Genomic DNA, 25,262 nt, shown 5'->3' with positions numbered 1-25,262 from the left:
CCCCGAGAGGAGAATACATTTGAAAATATTCCACACAGCGGACTGGCATCTTGGCAAACTGGTTCAAGGCGTTTACATGACGGAAGACCAGCGCTTCATCCTGCAAGCCTTTATCGAAGATATCAAACAAGAAAGACCGGACGTCGTCATCATCGCAGGCGACCTATACGACCGTGCCATCCCGCCAACCGAAGCTGTCGGACTGCTAAATGAAGTCCTGCAGGAAATCGTTATAGACTTGCAAACACCGGTCATCGCAATCGCCGGAAACCATGACAGCCCAAGTCGACTTCACTTTGGCAGTTCATTTATGAAAGAACGAGGGCTCTACATAACAGGAGAACTATCTGCCGATTTACCGCCAGTAGTCTTGAAAGATGAATTTGGAGACGTACATTTTCACCTCATACCATACGCTGATCCATCTATTGTTAGAAGCCTATTTGAAGACGACACCATCAGCAGCCACCAACAAGCGATGCAAAAAGTCATCGATCATTTACGATTATCGATGGAACCAAACGCAAGACATATTTTTGTGGGGCACGCATTCATCACACCAATTGGTGAAAAAGAAGAGAATACGAGCGACGCAGAGAGACCCTTATCAATCGGGGGAGCAGAATATGTCTCCTCAAATTTGTTCGAGCCTTTCCATTATACAGCACTTGGGCATTTGCATAGAGCTCATTTTGTTGGGAATGAAACGATTCGGTATTCAGGTTCGCCTTTGAAATATTCCATTTCAGAAGAGAATCATCAAAAAGGCTATCTCATCATTAATCTGCAAAAAGACGGAAAAGTGGATGTGGAGAAACGATCACTGACTCCGCGTCATGACGTCCGGACTGTCGAAGGAACTATGGAAGACTTGCTTGCACACCAGCCGAATGAAGACTATGTTTTTGTGAAGCTATCGGATACTGTGCCGATCATCCAGCCGATGGAAAAAATTCGTTCTGTCTACCCGAATGCTATGCACATCGAAAGAAAGCTCCTCACATCGTCGTCTGAAGGATTAAGTGCTGCAGTAGACGTAAAAAAGCGGGAAGACGATCGTGCGATGTTTTTATCGTTCTACAAAGAGCTGCAAGGTGAAGAAGCTGATGCAGAAACAGCGAAGTTATTTGAAGAAGTTTTATGGGATGTCATGAATGAGGAGGACAGAGCATGAAGCCAATCACATTAAACATGACTGCATTCGGCCCGTATAAAGATACAGAGACCGTAGATTTTCGTGATTTGAAAGAGCATCGCTTATTCGTCATTTCAGGTAAGACAGGTGCAGGAAAAACGACGATATTCGATGGCATTTGTTTTGCACTTTATGGGCTGGCGAGCGGGGAAGACCGAACAGATTCAAAAGCATTACGCAGTCAATTCGCAGATGACTCTGTTCAGACGACGGTGGAATTACTATTTGATATTCATCAACGAAGATACCGTGTTTTGCGGCAGATTCCTTACAGAAAACGAGGCAATAAATCCGAAACATCTGCGCGCTGTGAACTGTATGAGGTGAAGGATGAGCAAAACATTCCTGTAGTCGATCGGCAAATTGTCACTGAAGTGAATGAGAAAATCGAGCAGTTATTAGGATTTACACACGCGCAATTTAGTCAAATCATGATGCTTCCCCAAGGGGAGTTCCGTAAATTCCTTACGTCCGATACAGGAAATAAGGAAGCAATCATGCGCAAGATCTTTAAAACGGAACCTTATCAGAAAATCGTTGACCGGTTAAAGGCGAAAAAAGATGAAGCGAAAATGGAATATCTACGACAGAAACAGCTTAGCGATGCTATTCTACATCAAATTCCAGCGAAATTGCCTGTGCGTGATGCATTGCTCTTCACTGAACTGGAATCGGAGTACCCTAATTTTCATCAGCTAATTTTAGGGTTGCAAGAAGAACAACAGTATTACCAAACACAATCCGTGGAAAAACATGAAGACTATACCCGTTTTTATACCTTCCATAATGATAAACAAAAAGAATTGTACTCTGCTCGCACTACTAATGAACTGTTTGAGAAACTGCAGAAGCGTCAGGAAGATCTTCAGCGATTGTACGCGCAGCAAGATGAAATGACTTCTCTGGAGCAACAATTGCAAGCAGCCGAACGCGCTGCCGGCTTGGAAGATCTGGAACAACAAGTGAAATCGAATAAATTAGAACAGGACAAGAAAGACCGCAGTTATCAAGAAGTGGTTCACTTGCTCGCGAATGCTAATGAACAACTTGCGAATACTAAGGCTTCATATGAACAGGAGAAAGTGAAGGAATCAGACCGGATAGCAGCGAAGGAAGAATTACTAAGATTGAACGGACTTCTTCCGACGGTCACTGGACTGGCGGCTCAGCGTCAGCAGCTTGATCAGCTTCAAAAGAAAACGGACCAGCTTGAGACGCAACTACAGCAAAATTATCAAGCGGTTGAGCAACAGCAAGCCACTATTATTTCCCGGAAAATAGAAATCGAGGAACTGGAAGGTACATTGGAAGATTACGAACTGCATCTGGACGAGCTAGCCGCTTTAACTGCCATTGCGAAACAATTGAAATTCTATCAAGAAAGAGTTCACGAACTTCAGCAGCTTCATCTTCAATATGAAGCTGCTAAAGAAGAATACGAAGAGTATGCCTCGGCTTATCGTTTGCTGGAAGATCGTTGGATTGGTAATCAAGCAGTGCTGCTGGCAGCTTCCTTAAAAGAAGGAGAAGATTGTCCTGTTTGCGGCAGCGCTCACCATCCTGCAAAAGCAACAGGTTCAGAAGAACAGAATGTAACAAAACAGCAATTGGACGAGGCAAAGCAAGAGTTGGCATCGAAGGAGCAAGTCTTTCATACGAAATCTGCTGAAACTCGGCAGCTTCAGCAAAATTTAGAAACAATCAAACACGAACTGGATGAACAGGACGTCGATTTCGGGCGTGATTACAAAGCTGAACAGACGAATCTCGAAAACAAAGTGGCTGTGCTTCGAAAGAATCGAGATGTTTTAAAGCAGAAAAGAGATGCCGAAACTCAAGTTAAAATTGCTATGGACAAACAGATGGCTGAAACCAAAAAAATGGAACAGCAGCGTAATGAAACAAAAAGTGAATTGGAAACGAAGCGAGCCGTGTATGACCATACAATCGCATCTGTCCCTGAAGAAGTAAGAGAGTTTGCTGCTTTAAATGAACAGATACGAATGAAAGAAGCCGTTAGTCAGCAGTTAGAAGATGCATGGGGAAAAATTCAAATGCAATTGCAAGAAGCGAATATCTTGCGAACACAAATGGAATCGCGTGAACAGATGGAAAAGCAATCTGTGGCGGAAATGAAGGAGAAATTGAATCGTAGTACGCTAGCATTTAAAAAGCGATTGGCAGAGGAAGGTTTTACGTCGGAGGAAAGTTATCTGAAAGTAAAATTATCCTCGAGCGATCGTCAAGAAATTAGACATCGTTTACAATCGTACAATCAAACGCTCCATACTTTAAGAGCTTCTGTCGATGAACTGAAACAATCGGTTGAAGGCAAAAAACTGATTGATCTCGAGACACTGGAACAGCAAGTAGAATCTTTGAAAGAACAATATGAGAAGGCATTTGCACATTTCAATCAGTCAGAAGGATGGAGAAAGTCTTCAGAAGAATTGTGTGAACAGCTGGAAAGCAGTAAATCACGTGAAGTGGGATTAGAGAAAACACATGGTAAGTACACAGACCTTTACGATATTGTACGTGGTCAAAATCGGTTAAAAATTTCATTCGAACGATATATTCAAATTGAATATTTGGAACGGATTATCCAAGCGGCGAATATCCGTTTACGAGATCTGTCGAATGGGCAGTATGAATTAGTCCGCAGCGATCGTCAGGAAACGAGAGGGAAGCAAAGCGGGCTGGGTATTGATGTCCATGACGCATATACAGGCCAGACGCGAGATGTAAAGACGTTGTCAGGCGGCGAGAAGTTCAATGCGTCTCTTTGTCTGGCACTTGGCATGGCGGATGTTATCCAAAGTTTCCAAGGTGCTGTACGGATGGAGACAATGTTTATAGATGAAGGGTTCGGTGCACTGGATGAGGAAGCCATTCAGAAAGCGATCGATACATTGATCGCTTTGCAACAATCCGGAAGAATGATTGGAGTTATTTCACATATTGACGAAATGAAAGAAGCGATTCCAGCGACATTGCAAGTTACAAAATTGAAAGAGGGATATAGTAAGACGAAGTTTGTGCTGAGCTAAATAGATGGTGATAAGGAAAGGATAGAACTGATCGCTTATATGGTCAGTTTTTTTGTTTTGAAAAAGTATATTAAATAGAAGAAGGCAGGTATATCACGGATACAACTAAATAGTCAGTGAGTTAGCAATAAATTCAATAATTAAACGATTTATCACTCTGTTGATTTTCTGGTTTAGGAAGAGTAATATATTGCATACAGAAAAGTACTGTCGTTAGTAGGAGGATTTTTATTCAAATGGAGAAAAAATTATCATTTTCATCAAGTCTCGTTATCGGGGTTATGCTGTTCGCTTTATTTTTTGGGGCAGGCAATTTAATTTTCCCCGCTGAACTTGGTCAGCTTTCAGGAACTCACACATGGAAAGCAATGCTGGGCTTTTTATTTACAGGTGTTGGTTTACCTTTTTTAGGAATATTAGCGATAGGTTTTTCAGGGAAGAAAGATTTACAGGACTTGGCAAGCCGGATTCACCCTATCTACGCGGTACTATTCACTTCAATATTGTACTTAACCATCGGTCCGTTTTTTGCTGCACCACGTACTGGAGCAGTAGCATTTGATATCGGAGTTGCTCCGTTTTTGGGTGGATTTTCTATTGATTTGGCCAGATTGCTATTTACTTTGGCATTTTTCGGCATTAGCATGTGGTTATCAATGAATCCTGCAAAAATCGTTGATAGGGTCGGTAAATATCTATCACCTCTTATCATTATATTGTTGATTGGTTTAATTGCGATGACTTTCATCAAGCCGATGGGAACAATCCAAGCTCCTCAAGATCCATACATAGAGTCTCCGTTCTTTAAAGGTTTCCTCGAAGGATACAATACGATGGATGCATTGGCGTCGCTTGTTTTTGGAATTATTGTGATTAAAGCGTTGCATGCGATGGGTATAACGAATAAAAAACAAATCCTGACTTCCACTATGAAGACCGGCTTTGTGGCAGCTGGATTTTTGGCTATTATTTATCTCGGTATCGCTTACCTTGGTGCTACGTCGGTCGAATTATTCGGCCAACTGAATGGGGGGGGACCGGTCTTGAGTAAGACGGCGTCTCATTTCTTCGGTTCGATTGGTCTGGTGTTGCTCGGTGTAGTAATCATGCTTGCATGTTTGACTACAGCGATCGGATTAATAACAGCATGTGGTGAATACTTTCATTCAATTATCCCGGCGATTAGCTATAAATCATTTGTGATTTTCTTTTCGACATTTTGTTTAGTCGTTGCGAATTTTGGTTTAGAAAACATTATCAATTACTCACTACCTGTGCTCGTATTGCTTTACCCACTGGCTATGGTACTGATCTTGCTGACTTTTACAGGGCCTTTATTCCGACAAGCCAAGATAGTATACCGGATCGCCACAGTTACAGCTTTTCTGGTCAGCTTTGTGGAAGCGCTCGTGAAATTCTATTCACTGGTTGAGAAACAGATGCCTATGTGGCTAGAAGTAATTAATGATGCGTATATAAAATACATCCCATATTATGAGCAGGGGATTGGTTGGCTAGTGCCCGTATTGATCGTAGCGGTCATTACCGGGACTATGGTCTTTATTACCAACAAAAAATAATAAAATTAAAACAGGATCCGAACTTATCTCGGGTCCTGTTTTTTGAAGAACTAAAAAATATTTGATTGGAAATAGTATTACTTTATGAATTGACTCTCTTAACAGAATGAAACTCTTCGATTGCGCGTAGCCAATTTTCTCGCATAACTTTTGTTACTTGTTCTCCGTCTCGTGCACTCATCAGATCAATTATTTGTTCGTGTTCCGTAATTGATTGGGAAGTTAATATGATGGAGTTATGGAAAAATAGTCTTCGTACATGGGCCTGTAAGGAGACAAGCATTGAAGAAATATATGGGTTTTCAGCCGTATCCACAATGATTTGATGGAATTTTTCATCGATTTTCAATGCCTGAAAATAATCTTCCTTTTCTACTGCCCGTGCAAAACGTTTATTCGTATCCCGCAGTTTCTTAATGACATTGTCAGTGAGATTCGGTATCGAAAGTTCAGCTGATAAAGCTTGTAAAGCAGCGAGCGGAGGCAATAAGTCTGAGATGGTCTCGCGATCTACCTCGGTTACTTGCGTCGCTTTTCCAGGAAACATTTGTACGAATCCCCGGACCTCTAAAAGTTGCAGTGATTCACGGATCGGCGTACGGCTGACACCGAGTGCTTCTGCAAGTTCAACATCATTCAGTTTTTCACCGGGCTGGAGAGTTCCATCGATAATCCACTTTTGTAATTGACTAAAAGCGTTTTCCTTTGCTGTCTTACGGATAGGTTGTTCATGATTAGTTGGTATAGGCAATTTCTCACACCATCTTTCTCTTTTTTTAGTCTATTTTGACGAATCGCAATCTAAATGGAGATGATATACAATATACTACATCTTTTAGCTGTTATTTAACAGAGAAAACTTGTTAAGGTTGAATAAAATCGAAAAAAGGGCACGTTTATTTAGAAAACTTAAAAAATAGCGAGTAATAAAAAATGTTCTTGTAACTTTCACTTGCATTTGATAGATTAATGAGTATATTAACTTGCTTATCTCAGTAGATTTAATTTTACAAATCTTCGAAAAAAAGTATTGCAAATTAAGTAAATGTTTGGTATTGTTTACATGTGTACTATAACAAATAACCTGTTTATTCCGCTGTGACATATTAACTAGACAGGCTAATGATGAAAGCGGTTTCGGAGGAACGGAGGAGATTGGTTAAATCGCTTCACTTTGCTAGATAAAATAGAAAAATAGAAAGGGGATTAACAAATGAGTAATCAATCGAAAACTACATTAGACTATGAGCGACTTGTCCAAACTGAAGACTTTAAAGGTTTGGTGAGAAGGAAAAAGAACTTTGCAACTCCTTATGTCGTAGCCTTCTTTGCAGCGACCTTCCTTCTTCCACTCTTAACTGGTTATACTACGATCCTAGAAACAAGAGCAATAGGCTATATGACATGGACATGGGTGTATGCGTTTTCTATGTTTTTCATGGTATGGATATTCACATCTATTTATATGACAAAAGCGAAACACTTTGACGTTGAAGTAGATAAGATAATAGAGAAAAACGTCTTAAAATAAGGGGGTTCTGTTGATGAAAATGGATTTTATTTCTGCACTAATATTCTTCTCAGTCATTGCACTGACACTTTTTATTACATGGTGGGCGGCAAAGCAAACGACCACAGCGAGTGACTTTTACACAGCCGGCGGATCATTGACTGGTTGGCAAAATGGTATGGCAATTGCCGGTGACTACTTATCAGCAGCCTCTTTCCTTGGTATCGCGGGTGCGATTTCACTTAACGGCTTCGATGGCTTCTACTATAGTATTGGTTGGCTGACAGCCTACCTAGTTGTACTATTTCTAATCGCAGAACCACTACGAAACTTAGGTAAGTTTACAATGGCCGATATGATCGGTGCTCGCTTCGGTGCTAAAAAAGTTCGTGGAGCGGCTGCATTAAATACAATTACAATTGTTATGTTTTACATGCTTGCACAATTAGTTGGTGCTGGAGCTCTTATTAAATTACTTTTTGGTATCCCATATGCGGGATCAGTTCTACTTGTTGGAACGATGATGTTGATTTACGTTTTATTCGGCGGAATGACTGCAACAAGCTGGGTACAGATTGTTAAAGCGATGCTACTAATGGCAGGTACAATTATTATCTCGTTCCTTGTACTTATGAAGTTCAACTTCAACTTCATTGGTATGTTTGATGCAATGAGAAATGCAACGCCACATGGGGAAGCATTCCTTCACTCAGGGGTTGTCTATAAGGATACAATCGGTCTAATATCTGTATTAATGGCCCTTGTTTTAGGTACAGCGGGTCTTCCACATATCCTTATGCGTTTCTTTACAGTTAAAGATGCGAAAACAGCGCGTTCTTCTGTTATTTATTCAGTTTGGATTATCGGTCTTTTCTATATACTTACAATTTTCCTTGGCTTCGGAGCTGCCAAGTTCGTTGGGGCAGATGCGATCATCGCGGAAAATGCCGCCGGAAATATGGCAGCGCCTATGCTCGCCGGAGTTCTTGGTGGTAATGCCCTTGAATCCTTTGTTGCAGCAGTTGCGTTTGCAACAATTCTAGCGGTAGTTGCAGGTCTCGTTCTTTCAGGTGCATCTGCAATCGCTCATGATCTGTATGGTCAAATTTTCAAAAATGGTAAAGTGACAGAGAAAGAGCAAGTTAACGCTGCGCGTTGGGCTTCCATCGCGATCGGTGTATTCTCTATCATTCTAGCACTAGGCGCTGAAAAACTGAATGTTGCATTCTTAGTATCACTGGCATTCTGTATAGCGGCCTCTGCCAACGTGCCGACAATTCTTTTGACAATCTATTGGAAGCGTTTTAATACAACGGGTGCTGTTGTATCCATGTTATCAGGGCTTATCGTAGCATTGGTACTTGTGGCAATGAGCCCGAGTGTTTGGAATCCGGTTGAAGGGGCTGCATTGTTTACAGGAGAGCCAATCTTCCCGTATCCACTTCCTACGATTTTCTCTGTTCCAGCAGGTTTCATTGGTGCATGGCTAGGTACGGTTCTAAGTGCTAAGCGTCACGAAGAACTAGAAGTTTCTTATGCAGAAGTCCGTTTCAAAGCAGAAACCGGCTACAGAGAGCTTGATAATTAATTATCTGTAGACTTGTTCTTAGAAATGCTTCCCCTTCTATTAGTTACTCAGAAGGGGAGGCTATTTTTATGTACTAAAAGGAAAACCGGAATAATAAGTTGTTCATGAACCGTTCATTTGAGAAGGAGGTTTTGTAGTGCTGCAGACGATAAAAGATCGTGCGTTATATGAAAAAATCCATCAGAGCCCATTATTTGAAAACACAACAGAAGAAGAATTCGACAAGTTATTGCTAGAGTGTAAACTAAAAATATATGAAAATGCCGAGAAAGAGAACTACTTTAAAACACCACAAGAAGGCCTTTTGATCATTTTGCAAGGAACTGCAGAAGTTCATATTGAAGGACAAGATGGAAGCTCTGTCCTGTTGGAAGTGATTCAAGAAGACGAGATAATCGGTTTTTCTAATTTTGCTTACTACTTAGGTGAAATGGCTCGACCGCTGGATAAACATCATATTGATATGGAAGTGGCGGAAAATGCAATCTGTCTTCAAATTCCGTATGAAGTAATAAAACAGCGAATGGATGATCAGAACGTACGCGATTTCGTTCTGCGTAAGATGTCATTGCGTCTAGCCAACGTATATACCTCCCTAGGAGAGCAGGTTCGTTTAGCTGATGAGTATGGTGAAAGTGAGCCTTATGTGCGCCGTGTTCAGGACTTCATGAGCAGTCCTGTCATTACGATTGGTGCTGATGCAAGAACGAAGGAAATTGCGGAGCTGATGATTAATAACTCCATCAGCTCAATTATTGTGGTAGATCAAATAGGCAAACTCATCGGCATCGTTACTGAAAAAGATCTAGTGGAACGGGTAATAGCGGGTGGAGGCTCTCCGATGGATCTAGCAGCCAAAGATATTATGACGAAGAAACCTCACACTGTTCGTTTGACAGATTATTATTATGAGGCATTGACAAAGTTCTACAAACACGGAATCAAGCATTTGCCGGTTGTGAAAGCTGGAAAGCCTGTAGGAATCGTTACGTTTGCTACGTTAATCACGAAACGTGACCGTAATTCCATGAATATTTTGCGTACGATTGAAGAATCTTCATTTGAAAATTTGCCAATCGTGAAAGCGGCGATTTATGATGTTCTTTCGAATTTGATTCACGATGAAATTTCTACCATTCATACTTTAGAAATCATCACGAAATTCTATGATCGTTTAGCTAAACATTGTGTAATGCTAGCTGTTAAATCACTGGAAGACCAGGGGAAAGGTTCACCGCCAGTGCCGTTTGCTTGGTATCAAATGGGGAGCGGGGCACGGGGAGAACAGTTCATGCTCACCGATCAGGATCATTTTTTAGTATATGAAGATGTTTCTTCAACTGAAGCACAGCGAGTCGAAAGTTATTTTGAAATTCTAGGGAATGAGATTGTCGTTCATTTGGAACAAGCCGGGTATACTAGATGTAAAGGGTTTATGATGGCGAGCGAGACTCAATGGCGCGGTACGATGAATGATTGGAGAGAGCGTCTGCGAAAATGGGCTTTGCAGTCGACGCCTGAACAAATTTTATTGGGTTATAACTTTCTATCATTCCGTTTCCTATATGGAGAGTCATCGGTGAATGACCGTTTTGTTCTAATGGTGAAAGAACAATTGAGGAAGTCTTCCACGTTCATCTATTACATGGCTCAGCAGGAGAGAGAAAAACCGATTCCTCAGCTCCATCAGAATTTCCTGACGATTTTTAAAGGGCGCAGCAAGGCAGATATTATTGATATTAAAAAGCATGCGTTGTTTCCTCTGCATCATTGTTTGCAGATTTTAGGTGTCAACAACGGTATCATTAACGCTACGCCTTTAGAAATTATTTCAGCTTTGCATAAAAAGAAAAAAATCACAAAAGATTTTGCAGAAGAAGTGCGCCATGCTTATGAAATTTCATTGAGCATTCGTATTTCGATGTCATGGGAAAAACATTTACGAAATGAGAAAATCTCCACAGAAATTGATTTGCGAAAGTTACGCCGTTGGGAACTGAATGAATTACGAACCACCTTAGATACTGTAAGAGCTCTTCAATCGCACTTATTATCAAAATTATAAGATGATTTAGATGAAGATCCCTGTACTAAACACGTGCGTAATGTACTATATAGGGAGGGGAGGCAAGATCATGTTCTGGAAAAAGAAAAAATTAACCTATGAGCTACAGCAATCTCTTCACTTAAACACGCCTTTACAAGATATGAGCTTTACAGTATTCGACACCGAAACAACTGGCTTTGCGATAGGAGCAGACGACAGGATGATAGAAATCGGCGCGGTTCAAGTGGAGGGGTTTCATGTGACGGATCGAGTATTTCAAACATTCGTCAATCCTTCAAGAGAGATTCCGACTGCAATCAAAAAATTAACCAATATACAGCAAGCACAAGTGGATGAAGCTCCTTTGCCTTTACCGGCCATTGAAAAATATTTCACATTCATCGAAGAGAATAAAAGTGGTGGCTGGGTAGGTCACCATGTTAGTTTTGATGAAATGGTCATAAAAAAAGAATTAAGCAGACAGAAATGTACCTTTGAAACGCCTACGTCGTTCGATACGATGCATCTCATCCGCTTTTTAGATCCAGCAAGCGAGCAGCAAGATTTGGCAGATTATGCGCGGATTTTTGGTACAGAAATTTTTGAACGGCATCGCGCACTAGGCGATGCCTTAACGACAGCGCATGTGTTCACTGAACTGCTAAAGAAACTCGACCGCCAAGGAATTAAGACGCTAGCTGATTTATTGCGCATTAAGAATGGCGGAGCACATAAGTTTGTATCCCATACTTGATCAATCCGAATAGCCCGCATTCAAGCGAACCTTGAGTGACGGGCTGTTTTTGTCAGTCGATTCAATGTGTTATATTGAAGATACAATTAGTTAGTTGAATTAATTAAGGGGCGTGACAGAATGAATAAACGTCAGATGATTTTACTGATCCTCATCATCGCAGCTGTTTTACTCTATTGTTGGATTCTGTTTTTTGAACTGCCCGATAAAACTTTATAAGGGCAAATTGAAGAGTATCGCACATTGATCTGCAGAGAAATAATTTGGAAAGAGGTAGGAAAAGTGGAAATTATCATTATTACAGGTGCATCAAAAGGAATTGGACAAGAACTGTATAAACAATTTACTGAATCCGGTGCAATGGTTTACGGTCTAGCACGCACGAATCCAGACCGCTTGCAACGTATGGAGGAAGTGGATATTACGGATTTTGGGAAAACGTCAAACATAGTGAAAACAATCATCCATCGCCATATGGACGAAGCTAAATCTTTCACCTTAATCAATAACGCGGGTGTGATTGATCCGATTGATATGGTTGGTTCATTGGATTCGGAAGAAATTGAGAAAGCAGTGAAAGTAAATCTGACTGCTCCTATTCATTTGATCAATACATTTATCGCCACTTTAGTAGATTTTTCGGGAGAGAAAAAGGTCTTGAATATTTCATCTGGCGCTGGTCGCAATGCTTATGAAGGGTGGAGCATTTATTGCACAACGAAAGCGGGGCTTGATCACTTCTCGCGAGTCGTTGCATTAGAACAACAGCAGTCAGAGAACCCAGTAGGTATTGTATCGATCGCGCCTGGAATTATTGATACGGGCATGCAAGAGACCATCCGATCTTCTTCAGAAGAACAATTTCCTCATTTAGAGAAATTCATTGCGTATAAAGAACAAGGACAACTAAGTACTGCGGCAGAGACTGCGAGTAAATTATTGAAGTTTATTAAAAAAACGAATTTCATTGAAACAGAAACAATTGCAGATATTCGTCACTTCAACTAATTAGAAAAGAAATCCCACGGCAACTTGAAGAATCCAAGCTGCAGCGGGGTTTCAACTTCATTCTATAGCTACTTTGCGAACCTCTTTAAAATCCTTCATTTTTTCCAGCGCAATCAAAAAAGGTGGGTTTCTGCGTTGATTCAGCAATTCGTAGCGGATGGCATGGACATCTCCTTGATGCAGCGTCTTGACATATTCGAGCAGCGCATCGCGTTCTTCGCTGCCACCTTCATGTCCGTCATACACGGTAATCGTGATGATGCCCGTTTTTTTTAGTAAGCCAAGCAAAGCATCCAGCGCTGCAATGGTTGAAGAAGGCTTTGTAATGATGCTTTGGTCTTCACTATAAGGCAGATAGCCTAAATTAAACATGGCACCGCCGATTTCGCCGCTTACATACTGGCGGACGTTCGCGTGACTATCGAGAACTAAAGAAGTCCGGCCTGCTAAATCGCCAAGATGTTGACGCGTCGTATCCAGTGCCTGCTGTTGGATATCAAACGCAAATACCTTTCCGGAGTCTCCGACAAGCTCAGCCAGAAACAGTGTATCGTTTCCGTTGCCTGCTGTTGCGTCGACCACCATTTCGCCCGGTTGCACGCGTTCTGAAATGAGCCGCTTTGCTACAGGCAGGACACGATGCAAAATAATGTCCGTCACTTCAAGTTCACCTCTTGCACATACTTTTTCCCTTGCCAGCTGTTCCGTCTTTCCAATTCCGCGTCAATGCCATTCAGCACTTCCCATTTGGTTACGCTCCACATCGGTCCAATCAATAAATCAATCGGTCCGTCTCCAGTAATCCGATGTACAATCATCTCAGGAGGCATGATTTCCAGCTGATCTGCGACAAGGTTTATATACGCTTCTTTTGTCAGGAATTCCAATTTGCCTTTTTCATATTGTTTGACCATAGGAGTACCTTTCAACAAATGAAGCAAATGAATTTTAATTCCCTGAACGTCAAGCTTTGCAACTGCCTGCGCAGTTTCCATCATCATTTCTTCCGTTTCACCCGGCAAGCCGTTAATAATATGGCTGCAAATGCGGATGCCATGTTTCCGAAGTTTATCGACGCCTTCTTTATAGCACTCGAAATCATGCGCCCGATTGACTAGTTTTGCAGTGGATTCATGAACCGTCTGTAAACCGAGTTCGACCCATAAATAGGTACGCTGATTGAGTTCCGCCAAATATTCAACTACGTCATCGGGGAGGCAATCCGGACGAGTTGCGATGGAAAGCGCAACGACTCCTTCTTGTGCGAGGGCAGCTTCAAATTTCTCTTTCAATACAGGAAGGGGAGCGTGGGTGTTCGTATACGCTTGGAAATACGCCATATATTTTGCGTCTTTCCATTTTCTTTGCGAGCGTTCCTTGATTTCTTTAAATTGCACTTCGATTGGATCGACGCGGTCTCCGGCGAAATCACCAGAACCTGCAACGCTGCAAAATGTACAGCCTCCATGCGCGACAGTTCCATCGCGGTTCGGACAGTCAAACCCCGCATCCAGTGCTACTTTAGCAATTTTACATCCAAATGTATCTTTTAAATGTCGAGACCATGTATGATACCGTTTCCCTTCACTCGGGAACGGAAAAGTTGGTTGGTTCATCGTATCCAGCTCCTTTACAACAGACATTGTACCACGTAGCAAGCGAATAAATCATACAACAATCTGCATGTATACGACAAAAAGCAACAGGGAAGGCTTGTATTCAATCAGGGTTTCGGGTAAACTGAAGAAAATAATGATGGCTTTGATCAGGAATAGTAGTTCTACCGCTTATTTTAAGAGAGCAGACGGCAGGTGCAAGTCTGTAGTAACGTAGATCGAACTCGCCTAGGAGTCTGTATTAGTGAAGAGATGTAACTGATACCGTGATCCGCGTTAAGGAATCAAGTTGGACGGAGAAATCCGTTAATTTGGGTGGTACCGCGGGAAGCTATATAGGCTCTCGTCCCTGTGCAAAGGGACGAGAGCCTTTTCTATTTGAATTGGAGGAATTTTCAGATGAGTTATAATCACGTGCAAATCGAAGAAAAATGGCAGAAGTATTGGGATGACAACAAGACGTATAAAATGATCAATGATCCATCCAAGCCGAAATTTTACGCATTGGATATGTTTCCGTATCCGTCCGGCGCGGGGTTGCATGTCGGGCATCCGCTAGGCTATATTGCGACAGATATTTTGAGCGCATTTAAACGTAAGCAAGGCTACAATGTATTACACCCAATGGGCTGGGATGCGTTCGGTTTGCCTGCGGAGCAATATGCGATCGATACAGGAAATGACCCTGCGGAATTCACTGCGAAAAATATTGCGACATTCAAGCGTCAAATGCAAGAACTTGGATTTTCTTATGACTGGGACCGTGAAATCAATACAACGGACCCGAGCTATTACAAATGGACACAATGGATTTTCATTCAGCTGTATAAGCGAGGCCTTGCGTATATCGATGAAGTTCCGGTCAACTGGTGTCCTGCTTTAGGAACTGTGCTTGCAAATGAAGAAGTCATCGATGGACTGTCCGAACGAGGAAATCACCCGGTTGAACGCCGTCCGATGCGCCAGTGGGTTTTGCGTATTACTGAATATGCGGATCGTCTTCTTGAAGATTTAGATGACCTTGATTGGCCTGAAAGCCTGAAAGATATGCAGCGCAACTGGATCGGTCGTTCAGAAGGTGCACAGTTAACATTCCAAATTGCCGACACGGAACATTCATTTGATGCGTTCACAACACGTCCGGATACGATTTTTGGTGCAACGTATGCAGTTTTGGCACCTGAGCATAAATTAGTACAAGAGATTACGACGGATGCGCAGCGTGAGGCAGTGGAACAGTACATCGACAATGTGAAATCAAAGAGTGATCTGGAGCGTACGGATTTAGCGAAAGATAAAACAGGCGTCTTCACAGGTGCGTATGCGATTAATCCGGCAAGTGGCGAGAAAATGCCAATCTGGATTGCGGATTACGTTTTGGCGACGTACGGAACAGGTGCAATCATGGCGGTTCCAGCGCACGACGAGCGGGATTACGAATTCGCAAAAACATTTGATTTACCGATTGTCGAAGTTGTAGCAGGCGGGAATATTGAAGAAGAAGCCTATGCAGGTGAAGGTGAGCATGTCAATTCTGATTTCTTGAATGGTTTAGGAAAAGAAGAAGCGATTGCAAAGTCGATTGAATGGTTCGAAAAGCAAGGAACTGGCGAACGCAAAATTACGTATCGTCTGCGTGACTGGTTGTTCTCTCGTCAACGCTACTGGGGCGAGCCGATTCCTGTCATTCATTGGGAAGACGGCACGATGACGACAGTGGATGAGTCGGAATTGCCATTGATGCTTCCAGTTACACAGAATATCAAGCCGAGCGGCACTGGCGAGTCGCCACTAGCGAATATTGAAGAATGGGTCAATGTGGTAGATCCAAAAACAGGTATGAAAGGTCGTCGTGAAACGAATACGATGCCGCAATGGGCAGGTAGCTGCTGGTACTACTTGCGTTATATCGATCCGAACAATGATGAAATGATTATTGATCCGGAATTAGCAGAGCGCTGGCTGCCGGTGGATATTTACGTAGGAGGAGCAGAGCACGCGGTTCTGCATTTATTGTACGCGCGTTTCTGGCATAAAGTGCTGTATGATATCGGCGTGGTTCAGACGAAAGAGCCGTTCCAAAAACTCTTCAACCAAGGGATGATACTAGGGGAAGGTCATGTGAAAATGTCCAAGTCTTTAGGTAACGTCATCAACCCGGATGATATCGTTCATTCTCACGGTGCAGATACGCTGCGTCTTTATGAAATGTTCATGGGACCTCTTGATGCTTCGAAGGAATGGTCGACAAACGGTTTGGACGGATCCCGTCGTTTCCTAGACCGAATTTGGCGCTTACTGGTCAATGAAGATGATACGTTGACGGATAAGCTTACGGAAGAAACAGGCGGACCGCTTGAGAAAGTATACAATCAGACAGTCAAGAAAGTAACCGAAGATTTCGAAGGCATGCGCAATAATACGGCGATTTCTCAGATGATGGTCTTCATCAATGAGTGCTATAAAGCGGATAAATTACCGAAAGCGTATATCGAAGGATTCGTTTTATTGATTTCACCGATTACGCCGCATTTGGCAGAAGAGCTATGGGTGAAACTCGGTCATACGGAGACAGTAGCTTATGCACAATGGCCGACGTATGATGAAACGAAATTGTCTGATGACACGGTAGAAGTAGCGGTACAGATCAACGGTAAAATCCGTGCGAAAATCAATGTGTCGAAGGATAGTACGAAAGAAGAGCTAGAGCAAGTTGCACTAGCGAACGAAGATGTAAAACAGTGGATGGAAGGTAAGGAATTGAAAAAAATTATTGCAATTCCTGGACGTCTAGTAAATATAGTCGCTGGTTAATAAAATGTTTAAAAGCCGGTCAGAGAATATTTTTCTCTGACCGGCTTATTTTGATTGAAAAGATGGTCGCGATCATAAATTGTGGGCAAGCGCTCATACTTTTGGGAAAGTCGCTCATACTGCATCGATACATGATCATACCTCTTCGATTCACGCTCATAAAAGTTTTTTACCGCTCATAAACCTTCACTCCGCGCTCATACAACACAATGTTTTCACAGCATCCCTGCATTTATACCAGCTAATCTGCCTGTAACAAGCGCAGCGGTAATATTATATCCGCCCGTATAACCGTGTATATCAAGAATCTCTCCGCAGAAAAAGAGACCGGACTTTTTTCGTGAAGCCATCGTCTTTGGTTCGATTTCTTTCACAGACACACCGCCGCCTGTGACGAATGCTTTCTCGATAGGTTGTGTCCCGGTAACGTGAACAGGAAATGTCTTGAGCAAATGAGCGAGCTTGCGAATAGCTTCCTTGGGAATATCTGCGCCGATTTCAGTTTCAGCGATCTCAGCTTTTTGTAGTAAAAATAAAAGCCAGCGCTCAGGTACAAGCCCTTTTAAAGAAGTCTTCACTTGCTTTTTAGACTCATCCTTCAAAACCTTTGTAATGGATTGCATGAGCTGTTCCTCATGCTGATCGGGTATAGAGTCGATTTGTAGCAACACCGGTTGTTTGCCGTTTTTCATTTGTTCCTTGACGACAAATTGGCTACAGCGCAATATCGCAGGCCCGCTCAATCCGAAATGGGTGTAAAGCATGTCCATTTGATGCGAAACACGCGTTTTACCTTTTTTATTCAGCACCGACACATTGACATCACGCAGCGCGAGACCTTGCAATTCCTTTGAGACGATGAATGGTTCTTTTGACAATAAAGGAACTTCTGTCGGGTAAAGTTCTGTTACAGTATGTCCGGCGCGTTCAGCCCAAGGATAGCCATCTCCTGTACTGCCTGTTTGGGGAACTGCTTTGCCACCGACTGCTACGACGACTGCGTTGGCCTGCAGTTCTTCGCCATCATCCAATCGGACACCAAGAATCTTTTCGTCATTCATCAGCAATTTCTGAACACGGCATTCTAAACGCACTTCCACTTCAAATTTATCCATTTGATTCAATAAGGCATTGACGACATCTTTCGCTTTATTGGAAACAGGGAACATACGACCGTGATCTTCTTCTTTCAAAGGCACACCTAAACCTTCGAAATACTGGATGATGTCTTGGTTATTAAAGACGGAGAATGGTCCGTAGAGAAATTTTCCGTTACCCGGGATGTGCTTGATTATTTCTTCTTGAGATAGGCGGTTAGTGACGTTGCAGCGGCCACCTCCAGAAATGGCCAGTTTATTACCGAGCTTACGCCCCTTTTCAAGCAACAATACACGTTTGTTTTGTTCGGCAGCTGCAATAGAAGCCATTAAGCCAGAAGGGCCGCCGCCGATCACAATTACATCATACATAGTAGAACCACGCTTTCATTCGTTTTGAATTCATTATACACCATGTCGCTTGCAGTTAAAGATTGTACAAACACGTGCCGAGGGGTAAACTATATAAGTATCTCTTGAGAAATGGAAGGAATCAATCATGGCATCGAATTTAATTAAAGGCACAGCCATTTTAACGATTGGCTTATTTTTGTCAAAGGCACTTGGGCTGCTTTATGTTATCCCATTTTATGCAATAGTCGGTGAAAAAAGTGTCGGTCTCTATCAATATGCATACATACCTTATAACCTAGCACTTGCGGTGGCAGTTTCGGGGGCACCGCTTGCAATCTCGAAGTTCGTTTCGAAATATAACGCGCTCGGGGATTATGCGACAGGGCGAAAGTTGATGAAGTCAGGCATGCTCGTCATGTCTTTGACAGGTTTACTGTCGTTTCTCGCTTTGTTCGCCTTAGCGAATCCTATCGCTGGCCTCGTGATAAGAGATGATGAACAAATTTTCACGGTGCAAGATATCGCCTCAGTCATCCGCTGGGTCAGCTTTGCATTGCTTGCCGTTCCGTTACTCAGTATTGGGCGCGGATTTTTGCAAGGCTATCAAAAGTTCGAACCAACTTCTGTATCTCAATTAATTGAACAGATCGTCCGGATTGTTGTTGTACTTGCAGGTGCTTTTATTGTTGTGAACGTACTGGGATTATCTCCTAGGATAGCTGTCCAATTTGCGGTCTTTGCCGCGTTTATTGGTGCGCTTGCGGGTTTGTGGAGTTTGTATCATTACTGGAAAAAGTATCGTGATGAATTCAATTATTTATTGACTAACAGTCCTCCGGCGAGTTCTGTATCACTCCGTCAAATCTATACAGAAGTATTCGCTTACGTTTTGCCGTTTGTTCTTGTCGGCACCATTAATCCGATTTATCAATTTGTCGATATGGTCACGTTCAATGATGCAATGAAATCGATTGGGCTGGCAAGCGTGTCAGATTTGTATTTGACGAAGCTGAACTTCTTGACGCATAAAGTTGTGATGATTCCTGTCATGGTGGCGACTGGGTTTTCGATGGCGCTCATTTCCATTATCACGAGCTATTACACAAAGAATGATCAGCAAGGAGTAAGCCGGTCATTGGACCAAACCTATCAAATCATGTTATTTCTAACGATCCCGATGGTTATCGGGCTGATCGTTTTGAACAATGAAGTTTATCAGTTTTTATATGAACAGGACGCAGCAGGTGCAGGTGTACTGGCGTCTTACGCTCCAGTCGCCATCCTGTTTGCAATGTTCACGGTAACAGCGGCAATTTTACAAGGTATCGATCATCATAAATGGATTGTCTTTACGTCTTTACTTGGTTTACTTGTGAAAATGATCATCAACATACCGCTAATTAAACTGTTTGAAACAAATGGTGCGATTCTCGCTACTGCAATTGGTTATTCAGTAGCGGTTGGCATCAATTTACTGGTCATTAAGAAGGCGTTGAATTATAAGTCGCAGATGGTCATCAGAAGATTGGTTCTTATCTTAATCTTTAATGCGATCATGTTTGCCGGCGTATGGCTGACTACTAAAGGGCTGAACGCATTGCATGTGCCAGTAGGTCGCTGGCAGGCATTGCTTTATGTACTGATCGGAACAGGGGTCGGTATGGCGATTTACGGGTTCCTGTCATTCAAGTCAGGACTTGCACAACGATTATTCGGTGATCGGCTGACGCGGATTGCGCAGCGCATTGGATTTGGAGGGTGACGAATGAGGCTTGATAAATTATTATCGAATACGGGGTATGGTTCTCGGAAAGAAGTACGTCAGTTATTGAAAAAAGGCATGATTCGCGTGAACGGGGCGGTGATGAAAGATCCTGCCCAGCATGTGGATCCCGATAAAGATGCGGTTTCATTACTTGGCGAGGAAGTTGTTTACAAGGAATTCATTTATCTGATGTTAAATAAACCGCCTGGTGTACTATCTGCAACGGAAGATTCCCGTGATCGCACTGTAGTGGATTTACTAGGAGCTGAAGAACGGCATTTTCAGCCGTTTCCTGTCGGTCGATTGGATAAAGACACAGAAGGTTTGTTATTGCTGACCAATGACGGACAGTTGGCACATAGTTTACTGGCACCAAAAAAAGAAGTGCCGAAGACGTATTTTGCCAAAGTATCGGGATGTGTCACAGAAGAGGATGTAAATGAATTTTCTAAAGGTGTCGTGCTCGATGATGGGTATGAAACAAAGCCGGGATTTTTGAATATACTTCATTCCGGCGAAATTTCCGAAATTGAACTTACGATTACGGAAGGGAAGTTTCATCAAGTAAAGCGGATGTTTGAGTCGGTAGGAAAAAAAGTAGTATATCTCAAACGGCTGACGATGGGTCCCTTAAAGTTAGACGGCAATTTGCAGTTAGGGGAATACCGGGAGCTGACAGACGTGGAGCTGCAGGAATTGCTGAAATTGGATAGTTCCAAGCGAAAAGGCTGATGCAAGAATGCGTCAGCCTTTTCCGCTGTATAGACAACTGTATATAGGATGCTGAATCAGGAAGTTAATTTCACTTTCTTGGACGTCGTCGTCCATTCGCCGCGGACTGAGTTCTTGATCAATTCGTTGTACTCCAAAACGTTAAGGTCTCGCTGAGCCGTACGTGAGGAAATATTGAATTCCTCCGCCACATCTTCAGTCGTTACTGTACCGTTATCCCGAATGAACAAATAGACATCTTTGATACGAATTAACATGCGATCGGTAGCTGGGTTCATCGAAGAAACCACTCCTTCATCTTCATATTTTCACACCAACATAGCAAACGAAGACTGTTGGGTATTCTCTGAAATTACCTGTCCTGATCCGCTCCTTTTGAGTAGTTATGCCAGAATAGTATGTAAAATGTTCTGACAATATGATTATAACGTATTTTTTCATAAATCGCACATATTGTTGCTTCACTCTTTAACAAACTCCAATAAGATAGTTTCCCTTTATTTTATTCACTAAACGTGGGAAAATAGAGTCAGAGGAAACGGCAGCCTATCGTGGTTGTTTTAGGTTCTATAATAGAAGAGGTGACGGACGTATGATCTACTTTAAAGATGGGGAATACCTGCAGGAAGAACAGATGAATCTATCAATGAATGATCGTGGCTATGTTTTTGGCGACGGCGTTTACGAAGTGATAAAAGTGTATGATGGCGTACTGTATACAGCAGAGGAACATATGGAGCGTCTGCTTGAAAGTGCTGCTAAAATTCGTTTGGCCTTACCGTACACTATGGAACAGCTGGTTGGAATTGCAGAACGATTGTTGCAAGAAAATGAGTTATCGGTAGGTCATATTTATTTGCAAGTGACACGCGGGGTAGCTCCACGCGTCCATCAATTTCCAGATCATAGCGTGTCTCCTGTCTTAACAGGCTATACAGTTGAAAATCCACGACCGCTTGAACAGCTGGACAAGGGGGCTGCCATGAAGTCAGTGGAAGACATGCGCTGGCTTCGTTGTGATATAAAGAGCTTGAATTTACTCGGTAATGTTTTGGCTAAGCAAGAAGCGGTGGAACAAGGTTGTCAGGAAGCATTGTTTGTGCGCGACGGAATTGTCCGGGAAGGTTCAGCTTCTAATGTATTCGGCATTAAAGACGGTATCCTACATACGCACCCGGCCAATAACTTTATACTGAATGGCATTACTCGTCGTGTTGTTCTTCAGTTAGCGTCCGATCTTTCAATACCTGTCCAAGAGAAGGAATTTACATTAGCTGAAGCTTTGGCAATGGACGAATTTTTCTTTACATCTACGAACGCAGAAATCACACCGGTCGTGACCATTGATCGTCAGCCAATCGGCGAAGGTATACCAGGCCCGCTCACTCGACAGTTGCAGAAATTATTCGATGAGCAGATACCTGCATTAGTAGCTGCTGGACATGCTTCGGAAAGGGATTCAAATGGCTCAACTAGTTAAGCTAGTCGACTATGTTTCGCGCTATGAGAATGATTTGACACGCTATCCGACACAATTCATCCGTCTAAAGCGTTATCAATGGAAACGGATTAAAAACCAATGGGAACATGGTTTTAATCTTTTTGAAGAACAGGCCGCTACGATTGAAGAGGATCCACGAGAAGATGCGAAATGGTATTCTCTTCTCTTCAAGAAATGGCGGAAGCGGCGAGATGAGGAATTTGAAGAGGAAGAACCGAACGTTGGGAAAGAAGAAGGTACGGAAACGGATTTGGCATTCCAGGCCGCTATCTCCGACCGGCCTTCTACTATTGAACAACTGAAAAAATCGTATACGAATCAATTATTTCAGTTCCAATTAAAATGGGCGAGTTCCACACTGTATGATCGTTCACGAGTAGATCCGAGGTTTTTCTCAGATCCCTTATTGAAAGAGTTGACACAGCGCTTACCTGATAGTTTTTTGCTGTTCTATTATCCGATCGTCAAAGTGAATAAAGCTCCAATTGAACTGGATATTTTATTGCTGACACCAACTGCCTGCTATTGCATCACGGCACTGGAAGATGAGCGGATGGCTGCTTATATCAGCAGCGGTGATCGATTCTGGCTGAAGAAGTTCGGTGAGAAGGAAGTAAAAGTGTTGAATCCAACCATTGCACTGAATCGGATGGAGAAAGTTGTTTCATCATTTTTCACGGCTGCGAATGTGGAGTTGCCTATCAAGAAATTAATCCTCACGAGAAATGGCTATATCGATTATCCTGGAAACCCGAATGAAATCATGTCAATAGATAAAAAAACATACGATGAGTGGCTGGAGCGACTCAGTAACAACCCAAGTCCGATGAAGCATACACAATTCAAGGCGGCACAAGCGATTTTGGAACATGCACAAACGACTGCAATGAGCCGGTTATTTGATCCGGAAGAGCCAGGCGAAGAATAAAAGAATTTAAAGAAAAAGTGAGAGTGTACTGATTATGCGTTTACGAAACAAACCATGGGCGAAAGATTTTATGGCAGAGCATCCTGAGATGTTGATCATGGATTCTGAAGGCAAGAAAAGTCATTGGGCGGAGGAGTTCGGAAACTCGGAGCCGATCCATATTGAAGTAGGGACAGGAAAAGGTCAATTTATCATTGGCATGGCGCTTGCCAATCCTTCCATCAACTATATCGGCATCGAACATTTTGATAATGTCATCGTTTCGGCATTGGAGAAAGCAATCGAGGCAGGCAAACCGTCCAATCTGCGTTTATTACGTGCCAATGGTGAAGATTTAGAAAATATTTTTGCGGATGCTGAAATCGATCGAGTGTATTTAAATTTTTCCGATCCATGGCCGAAAACACGCCATGAGAAGCGTCGGCTGACTCATGCGAAGTTTTTACAAAAATATGAAGGTATTCTGAAGCCGGGTGGAGAAATTCACTTTAAGACAGATAATCGTTCGCTCTTCGAATACTCTTTAGTGTCCATGACAGATTACGGCATGAAATTACTGTCTGTTTCCTTAGATTTACACGCGAACATGCCGGAAGACAATATATTAACGGAGTACGAAGAAAAGTTCTCAAGCAAAGGACAACCGATCTATCGCTTGGAAGCCGAGTATCCAATCAGAAAGAAAATATAGGCTATTCCGCGAGGTCTCCTCGCGGAAATCCATGATGGTGGGCGGGATGTTAATTCGGAAGGTAGGGAGGAATTATTATGGATCAATTAACTTTTCATGACATGAAACTAACATGGTTAGACGGTGGAGTGAACTATTTGGATGGAGGTGCGATGTTCGGTGTCGTACCGAAAGCATTGTGGTCAAGACGCTACGAACCCGATGAAAACAACTTAATCGAATTGCGGACGGATCCGATCTTAATACAGTACCAAGGCAAGAATTTATTGATTGATTCAGGGATCGGCAAGGGGAAACTGGATGAAAAGAAGAAAAGAAACTTGGGTGTCCGTGCTGAAACTAGAGTAGAAGAAAGCTTAGAAGAGCTCGGCTTGACACCGGAGGATATCGACATCGTGCTGATGACGCATTTACACAACGACCATGCGGCAGGCCTGACACAATGGAAAGGCGACCGACTCGTCTCTGTGTTCTCGAATGCTACAATCTACACATCTAAAGTGGAATGGGACGAAATGAGAGAGCCGAATATTCGTTCACGCAACACGTATTGGCCGGAGAACTGGGAGCCGATCCAAGATCAAGTGGAGACATTTGAAGATGAGCTGGAAGTATTACCAGGTATTAAAATGATCCATACAGGCGGTCATAGTGACGGCCATAGTGTGATCAAGTTGGAACAGCAAGGCGAAACACTTATTCACATGGCGGATATCATGCCGACACATGCGCATTCTAATCCACTGTGGGTACTTGCTTATGATGACTACCCGATGGACTCCATTTTCGCAAAAGAGCGCCTCATGAAGGAAGCGCTTCCAAATAACTATGGATTTATTTTCTATCACGATGCTGTGTTCCGTATGGCAAAGTTCAGCGAGGATGGAAAGCAAATCGTAGAGAGCGTTCCGCGTACTCGATAAAATGAAAAAATGAAGCTGTCCTGAAAGTAGAAATCACTTTCGGTGACAGCTTTTTCTCGTGTGGTCAAGCGAGAAAAGAATTGGAACTCACTAAAGTCTCGCTGCACCT

The 25,262-nt window shown here is 42.6% G+C and carries 20 protein-coding genes and 1 other annotated feature; of the genes, 15 read left to right on the top strand and 5 right to left on the bottom strand.

The genetic code is table 11. The features are described from left to right. Positions 1-19: 19 nt before the first annotated feature. From MKY93_RS11145 to brnQ, 3 genes are all read left to right on the top strand, one after another. Complete coding sequence (locus tag MKY93_RS11145) at positions 20-1,174, top strand: exonuclease SbcCD subunit D (RefSeq protein ID WP_078816948.1); 1,155 nt, start codon at positions 20-22, stop codon at positions 1,172-1,174. Then, positions 1,171-4,245, top strand: a complete 3,075-nt coding sequence (locus MKY93_RS11140; protein ID WP_340759093.1) for an SMC family ATPase — start codon at positions 1,171-1,173, stop codon at positions 4,243-4,245. The genes MKY93_RS11145 and MKY93_RS11140 overlap by 4 nt, the downstream gene beginning before the upstream one ends. 236 nt (positions 4,246-4,481) lie before the next feature. Next, positions 4,482-5,825 (top strand): branched-chain amino acid transport system II carrier protein, encoded by a 1,344-nt coding sequence (brnQ, locus tag MKY93_RS11135; RefSeq protein ID WP_340759092.1) that lies wholly within the window; start codon positions 4,482-4,484, stop codon positions 5,823-5,825. An 82-nt stretch (positions 5,826-5,907) separates the two neighbouring features. Here the strand turns inward: brnQ and MKY93_RS11130 are convergent, their stop codons facing one another. Beyond that, positions 5,908-6,576, bottom strand: coding sequence for a GntR family transcriptional regulator (locus tag MKY93_RS11130; RefSeq protein ID WP_340759091.1), 669 nt, complete (start codon positions 6,574-6,576; stop codon positions 5,908-5,910). 462 nt (positions 6,577-7,038) lie between these two features. On the opposite strand from MKY93_RS11130, the gene MKY93_RS11125 reads away from it, so the two are divergent. The 5 genes from MKY93_RS11125 to MKY93_RS11105 all read left to right on the top strand — a co-directional run bounded on the left by MKY93_RS11125 (position 7,039) and on the right by MKY93_RS11105 (position 12,732). After that, complete coding sequence (locus MKY93_RS11125) at positions 7,039-7,356, top strand: DUF485 domain-containing protein (RefSeq protein WP_009497736.1); 318 nt, start codon at positions 7,039-7,041, stop codon at positions 7,354-7,356. A 19-nt stretch (positions 7,357-7,375) separates the two neighbouring features. After that, positions 7,376-8,923 carry a solute symporter family protein gene (locus MKY93_RS11120; RefSeq protein ID WP_340760931.1) on the top strand — a complete coding sequence of 516 codons (1,548 nt, stop codon included), beginning with the start codon at positions 7,376-7,378 and terminating at the stop codon, positions 8,921-8,923. Between the two features lie 136 nt (positions 8,924-9,059). Next, positions 9,060-10,988, top strand: coding sequence for a DUF294 nucleotidyltransferase-like domain-containing protein (locus MKY93_RS11115; RefSeq protein WP_340759090.1), 1,929 nt, complete (start codon positions 9,060-9,062; stop codon positions 10,986-10,988). Between the two features lie 70 nt (positions 10,989-11,058). Beyond that, positions 11,059-11,724, top strand: a complete 666-nt coding sequence (locus tag MKY93_RS11110; RefSeq protein ID WP_340759089.1) for a 3'-5' exonuclease — start codon at positions 11,059-11,061, stop codon at positions 11,722-11,724. Positions 11,725-12,006: 282 nt separating this feature from the next. Continuing rightward, positions 12,007-12,732, top strand: coding sequence for an SDR family NAD(P)-dependent oxidoreductase (locus tag MKY93_RS11105; RefSeq protein ID WP_340759088.1), 726 nt, complete (start codon positions 12,007-12,009; stop codon positions 12,730-12,732). 57 nt (positions 12,733-12,789) lie between these two features. On the opposite strand, the gene MKY93_RS11100 is transcribed toward MKY93_RS11105, so the two are convergent. Then, on the bottom strand, positions 12,790-13,392 hold the full coding sequence (locus MKY93_RS11100) for a tRNA (mnm(5)s(2)U34)-methyltransferase (RefSeq protein WP_340759087.1): 603 nt from the start codon (positions 13,390-13,392) through the stop codon (positions 12,790-12,792). Beyond that, positions 13,389-14,348: a TIGR01212 family radical SAM protein gene (locus MKY93_RS11095; RefSeq protein ID WP_078816940.1), complete on the bottom strand. Its 960-nt coding sequence runs from the start codon at positions 14,346-14,348 to the stop codon at positions 13,389-13,391. Before MKY93_RS11095 ends, MKY93_RS11100 begins: the two co-directional genes overlap by 4 nt. Positions 14,349-14,484: 136 nt before the next feature. Further along, positions 14,485-14,702, top strand: a binding site (T-box leader). 45 nt (positions 14,703-14,747) lie between these two features. Here MKY93_RS11095 and leuS point away from each other — a divergent pair. Next, positions 14,748-17,162 (top strand): leucine--tRNA ligase, encoded by a 2,415-nt coding sequence (leuS, locus tag MKY93_RS11090; RefSeq protein WP_340759086.1) that lies wholly within the window; start codon positions 14,748-14,750, stop codon positions 17,160-17,162. A gap of 215 nt (positions 17,163-17,377) precedes the next feature. Here leuS and MKY93_RS11085 read toward each other — a convergent pair whose 3' ends face one another. Continuing rightward, positions 17,378-18,631 carry a BaiN/RdsA family NAD(P)/FAD-dependent oxidoreductase gene (locus MKY93_RS11085; RefSeq protein WP_340759085.1) on the bottom strand — a complete coding sequence of 418 codons (1,254 nt, stop codon included), beginning with the start codon at positions 18,629-18,631 and terminating at the stop codon, positions 17,378-17,380. A gap of 127 nt (positions 18,632-18,758) precedes the next feature. Between MKY93_RS11085 and MKY93_RS11080 the strand changes: the two genes are divergently transcribed. Both MKY93_RS11080 and MKY93_RS11075 read left to right on the top strand, forming a co-directional pair. Continuing rightward, positions 18,759-20,375 (top strand): putative polysaccharide biosynthesis protein, encoded by a 1,617-nt coding sequence (locus MKY93_RS11080; RefSeq protein WP_009497722.1) that lies wholly within the window; start codon positions 18,759-18,761, stop codon positions 20,373-20,375. A gap of 3 nt (positions 20,376-20,378) precedes the next feature. Further along, positions 20,379-21,110, top strand: a complete 732-nt coding sequence (locus tag MKY93_RS11075) for a pseudouridine synthase (RefSeq protein ID WP_340759084.1) — start codon at positions 20,379-20,381, stop codon at positions 21,108-21,110. A 56-nt stretch (positions 21,111-21,166) separates the two neighbouring features. Here the strand turns inward: MKY93_RS11075 and MKY93_RS11070 are convergent, their stop codons facing one another. Further along, positions 21,167-21,388, bottom strand: a complete 222-nt coding sequence (locus MKY93_RS11070; RefSeq protein ID WP_009497720.1) for a DeoR family transcriptional regulator — start codon at positions 21,386-21,388, stop codon at positions 21,167-21,169. A gap of 314 nt (positions 21,389-21,702) precedes the next feature. Between MKY93_RS11070 and dat the strand changes: the two genes are divergently transcribed. The 4 genes from dat to MKY93_RS11050 all read left to right on the top strand — a co-directional run bounded on the left by dat (position 21,703) and on the right by MKY93_RS11050 (position 25,153). Beyond that, positions 21,703-22,590: a D-amino-acid transaminase gene (gene dat, locus MKY93_RS11065; RefSeq protein WP_340759083.1), complete on the top strand. Its 888-nt coding sequence runs from the start codon at positions 21,703-21,705 to the stop codon at positions 22,588-22,590. Continuing rightward, positions 22,574-23,539, top strand: coding sequence for an NERD domain-containing protein (locus MKY93_RS11060; RefSeq protein ID WP_340759082.1), 966 nt, complete (start codon positions 22,574-22,576; stop codon positions 23,537-23,539). The genes dat and MKY93_RS11060 overlap by 17 nt, the downstream gene beginning before the upstream one ends. Before the next feature lie 34 nt (positions 23,540-23,573). Continuing rightward, positions 23,574-24,230: a tRNA (guanosine(46)-N7)-methyltransferase TrmB gene (trmB, locus tag MKY93_RS11055; protein WP_340759081.1), complete on the top strand. Its 657-nt coding sequence runs from the start codon at positions 23,574-23,576 to the stop codon at positions 24,228-24,230. 77 nt (positions 24,231-24,307) lie between these two features. Continuing rightward, complete coding sequence (locus MKY93_RS11050; RefSeq protein ID WP_221836365.1) at positions 24,308-25,153, top strand: YtnP family quorum-quenching lactonase; 846 nt, start codon at positions 24,308-24,310, stop codon at positions 25,151-25,153. Positions 25,154-25,262: the final 109 nt, after the last annotated feature.

The sequence above is a fragment of the Sporosarcina sp. FSL W7-1283 genome (genome assembly GCF_038003105.1).
Lineage (GTDB): Bacteria > Bacillota > Bacilli > Bacillales_A > Planococcaceae > Sporosarcina > Sporosarcina newyorkensis.
This window is presented reverse-complemented; position numbering and strand designations above follow the sequence as displayed.

Coding starts and splice junctions, on each gene's coding strand:
- MKY93_RS11140 (WP_340759093.1), top strand. CDS start 1,171: ATGAAGCCAATCACATTAAACATGACTGCATTCGGCCCGTATAAAGAT.
- trmB (WP_340759081.1), top strand. CDS start 23,574: ATGCGTTTACGAAACAAACCATGGGCGAAAGATTTTATGGCAGAGCAT.
- MKY93_RS11075 (WP_340759084.1), top strand. CDS start 20,379: ATGAGGCTTGATAAATTATTATCGAATACGGGGTATGGTTCTCGGAAA.
- MKY93_RS11080 (WP_009497722.1), top strand. CDS start 18,759: ATGGCATCGAATTTAATTAAAGGCACAGCCATTTTAACGATTGGCTTA.
- MKY93_RS11085 (WP_340759085.1), bottom strand. CDS start 18,631: ATGTATGATGTAATTGTGATCGGCGGCGGCCCTTCTGGCTTAATGGCT.
- MKY93_RS11070 (WP_009497720.1), bottom strand. CDS start 21,388: ATGAACCCAGCTACCGATCGCATGTTAATTCGTATCAAAGATGTCTAT.
- leuS (WP_340759086.1), top strand. CDS start 14,748: ATGAGTTATAATCACGTGCAAATCGAAGAAAAATGGCAGAAGTATTGG.
- brnQ (WP_340759092.1), top strand. CDS start 4,482: ATGGAGAAAAAATTATCATTTTCATCAAGTCTCGTTATCGGGGTTATG.
- MKY93_RS11110 (WP_340759089.1), top strand. CDS start 11,059: ATGTTCTGGAAAAAGAAAAAATTAACCTATGAGCTACAGCAATCTCTT.
- MKY93_RS11125 (WP_009497736.1), top strand. CDS start 7,039: ATGAGTAATCAATCGAAAACTACATTAGACTATGAGCGACTTGTCCAA.
- MKY93_RS11060 (WP_340759082.1), top strand. CDS start 22,574: ATGGCTCAACTAGTTAAGCTAGTCGACTATGTTTCGCGCTATGAGAAT.
- MKY93_RS11095 (WP_078816940.1), bottom strand. CDS start 14,348: ATGAACCAACCAACTTTTCCGTTCCCGAGTGAAGGGAAACGGTATCAT.
- dat (WP_340759083.1), top strand. CDS start 21,703: ATGATCTACTTTAAAGATGGGGAATACCTGCAGGAAGAACAGATGAAT.
- MKY93_RS11120 (WP_340760931.1), top strand. CDS start 7,376: ATGGATTTTATTTCTGCACTAATATTCTTCTCAGTCATTGCACTGACA.
- MKY93_RS11050 (WP_221836365.1), top strand. CDS start 24,308: ATGGATCAATTAACTTTTCATGACATGAAACTAACATGGTTAGACGGT.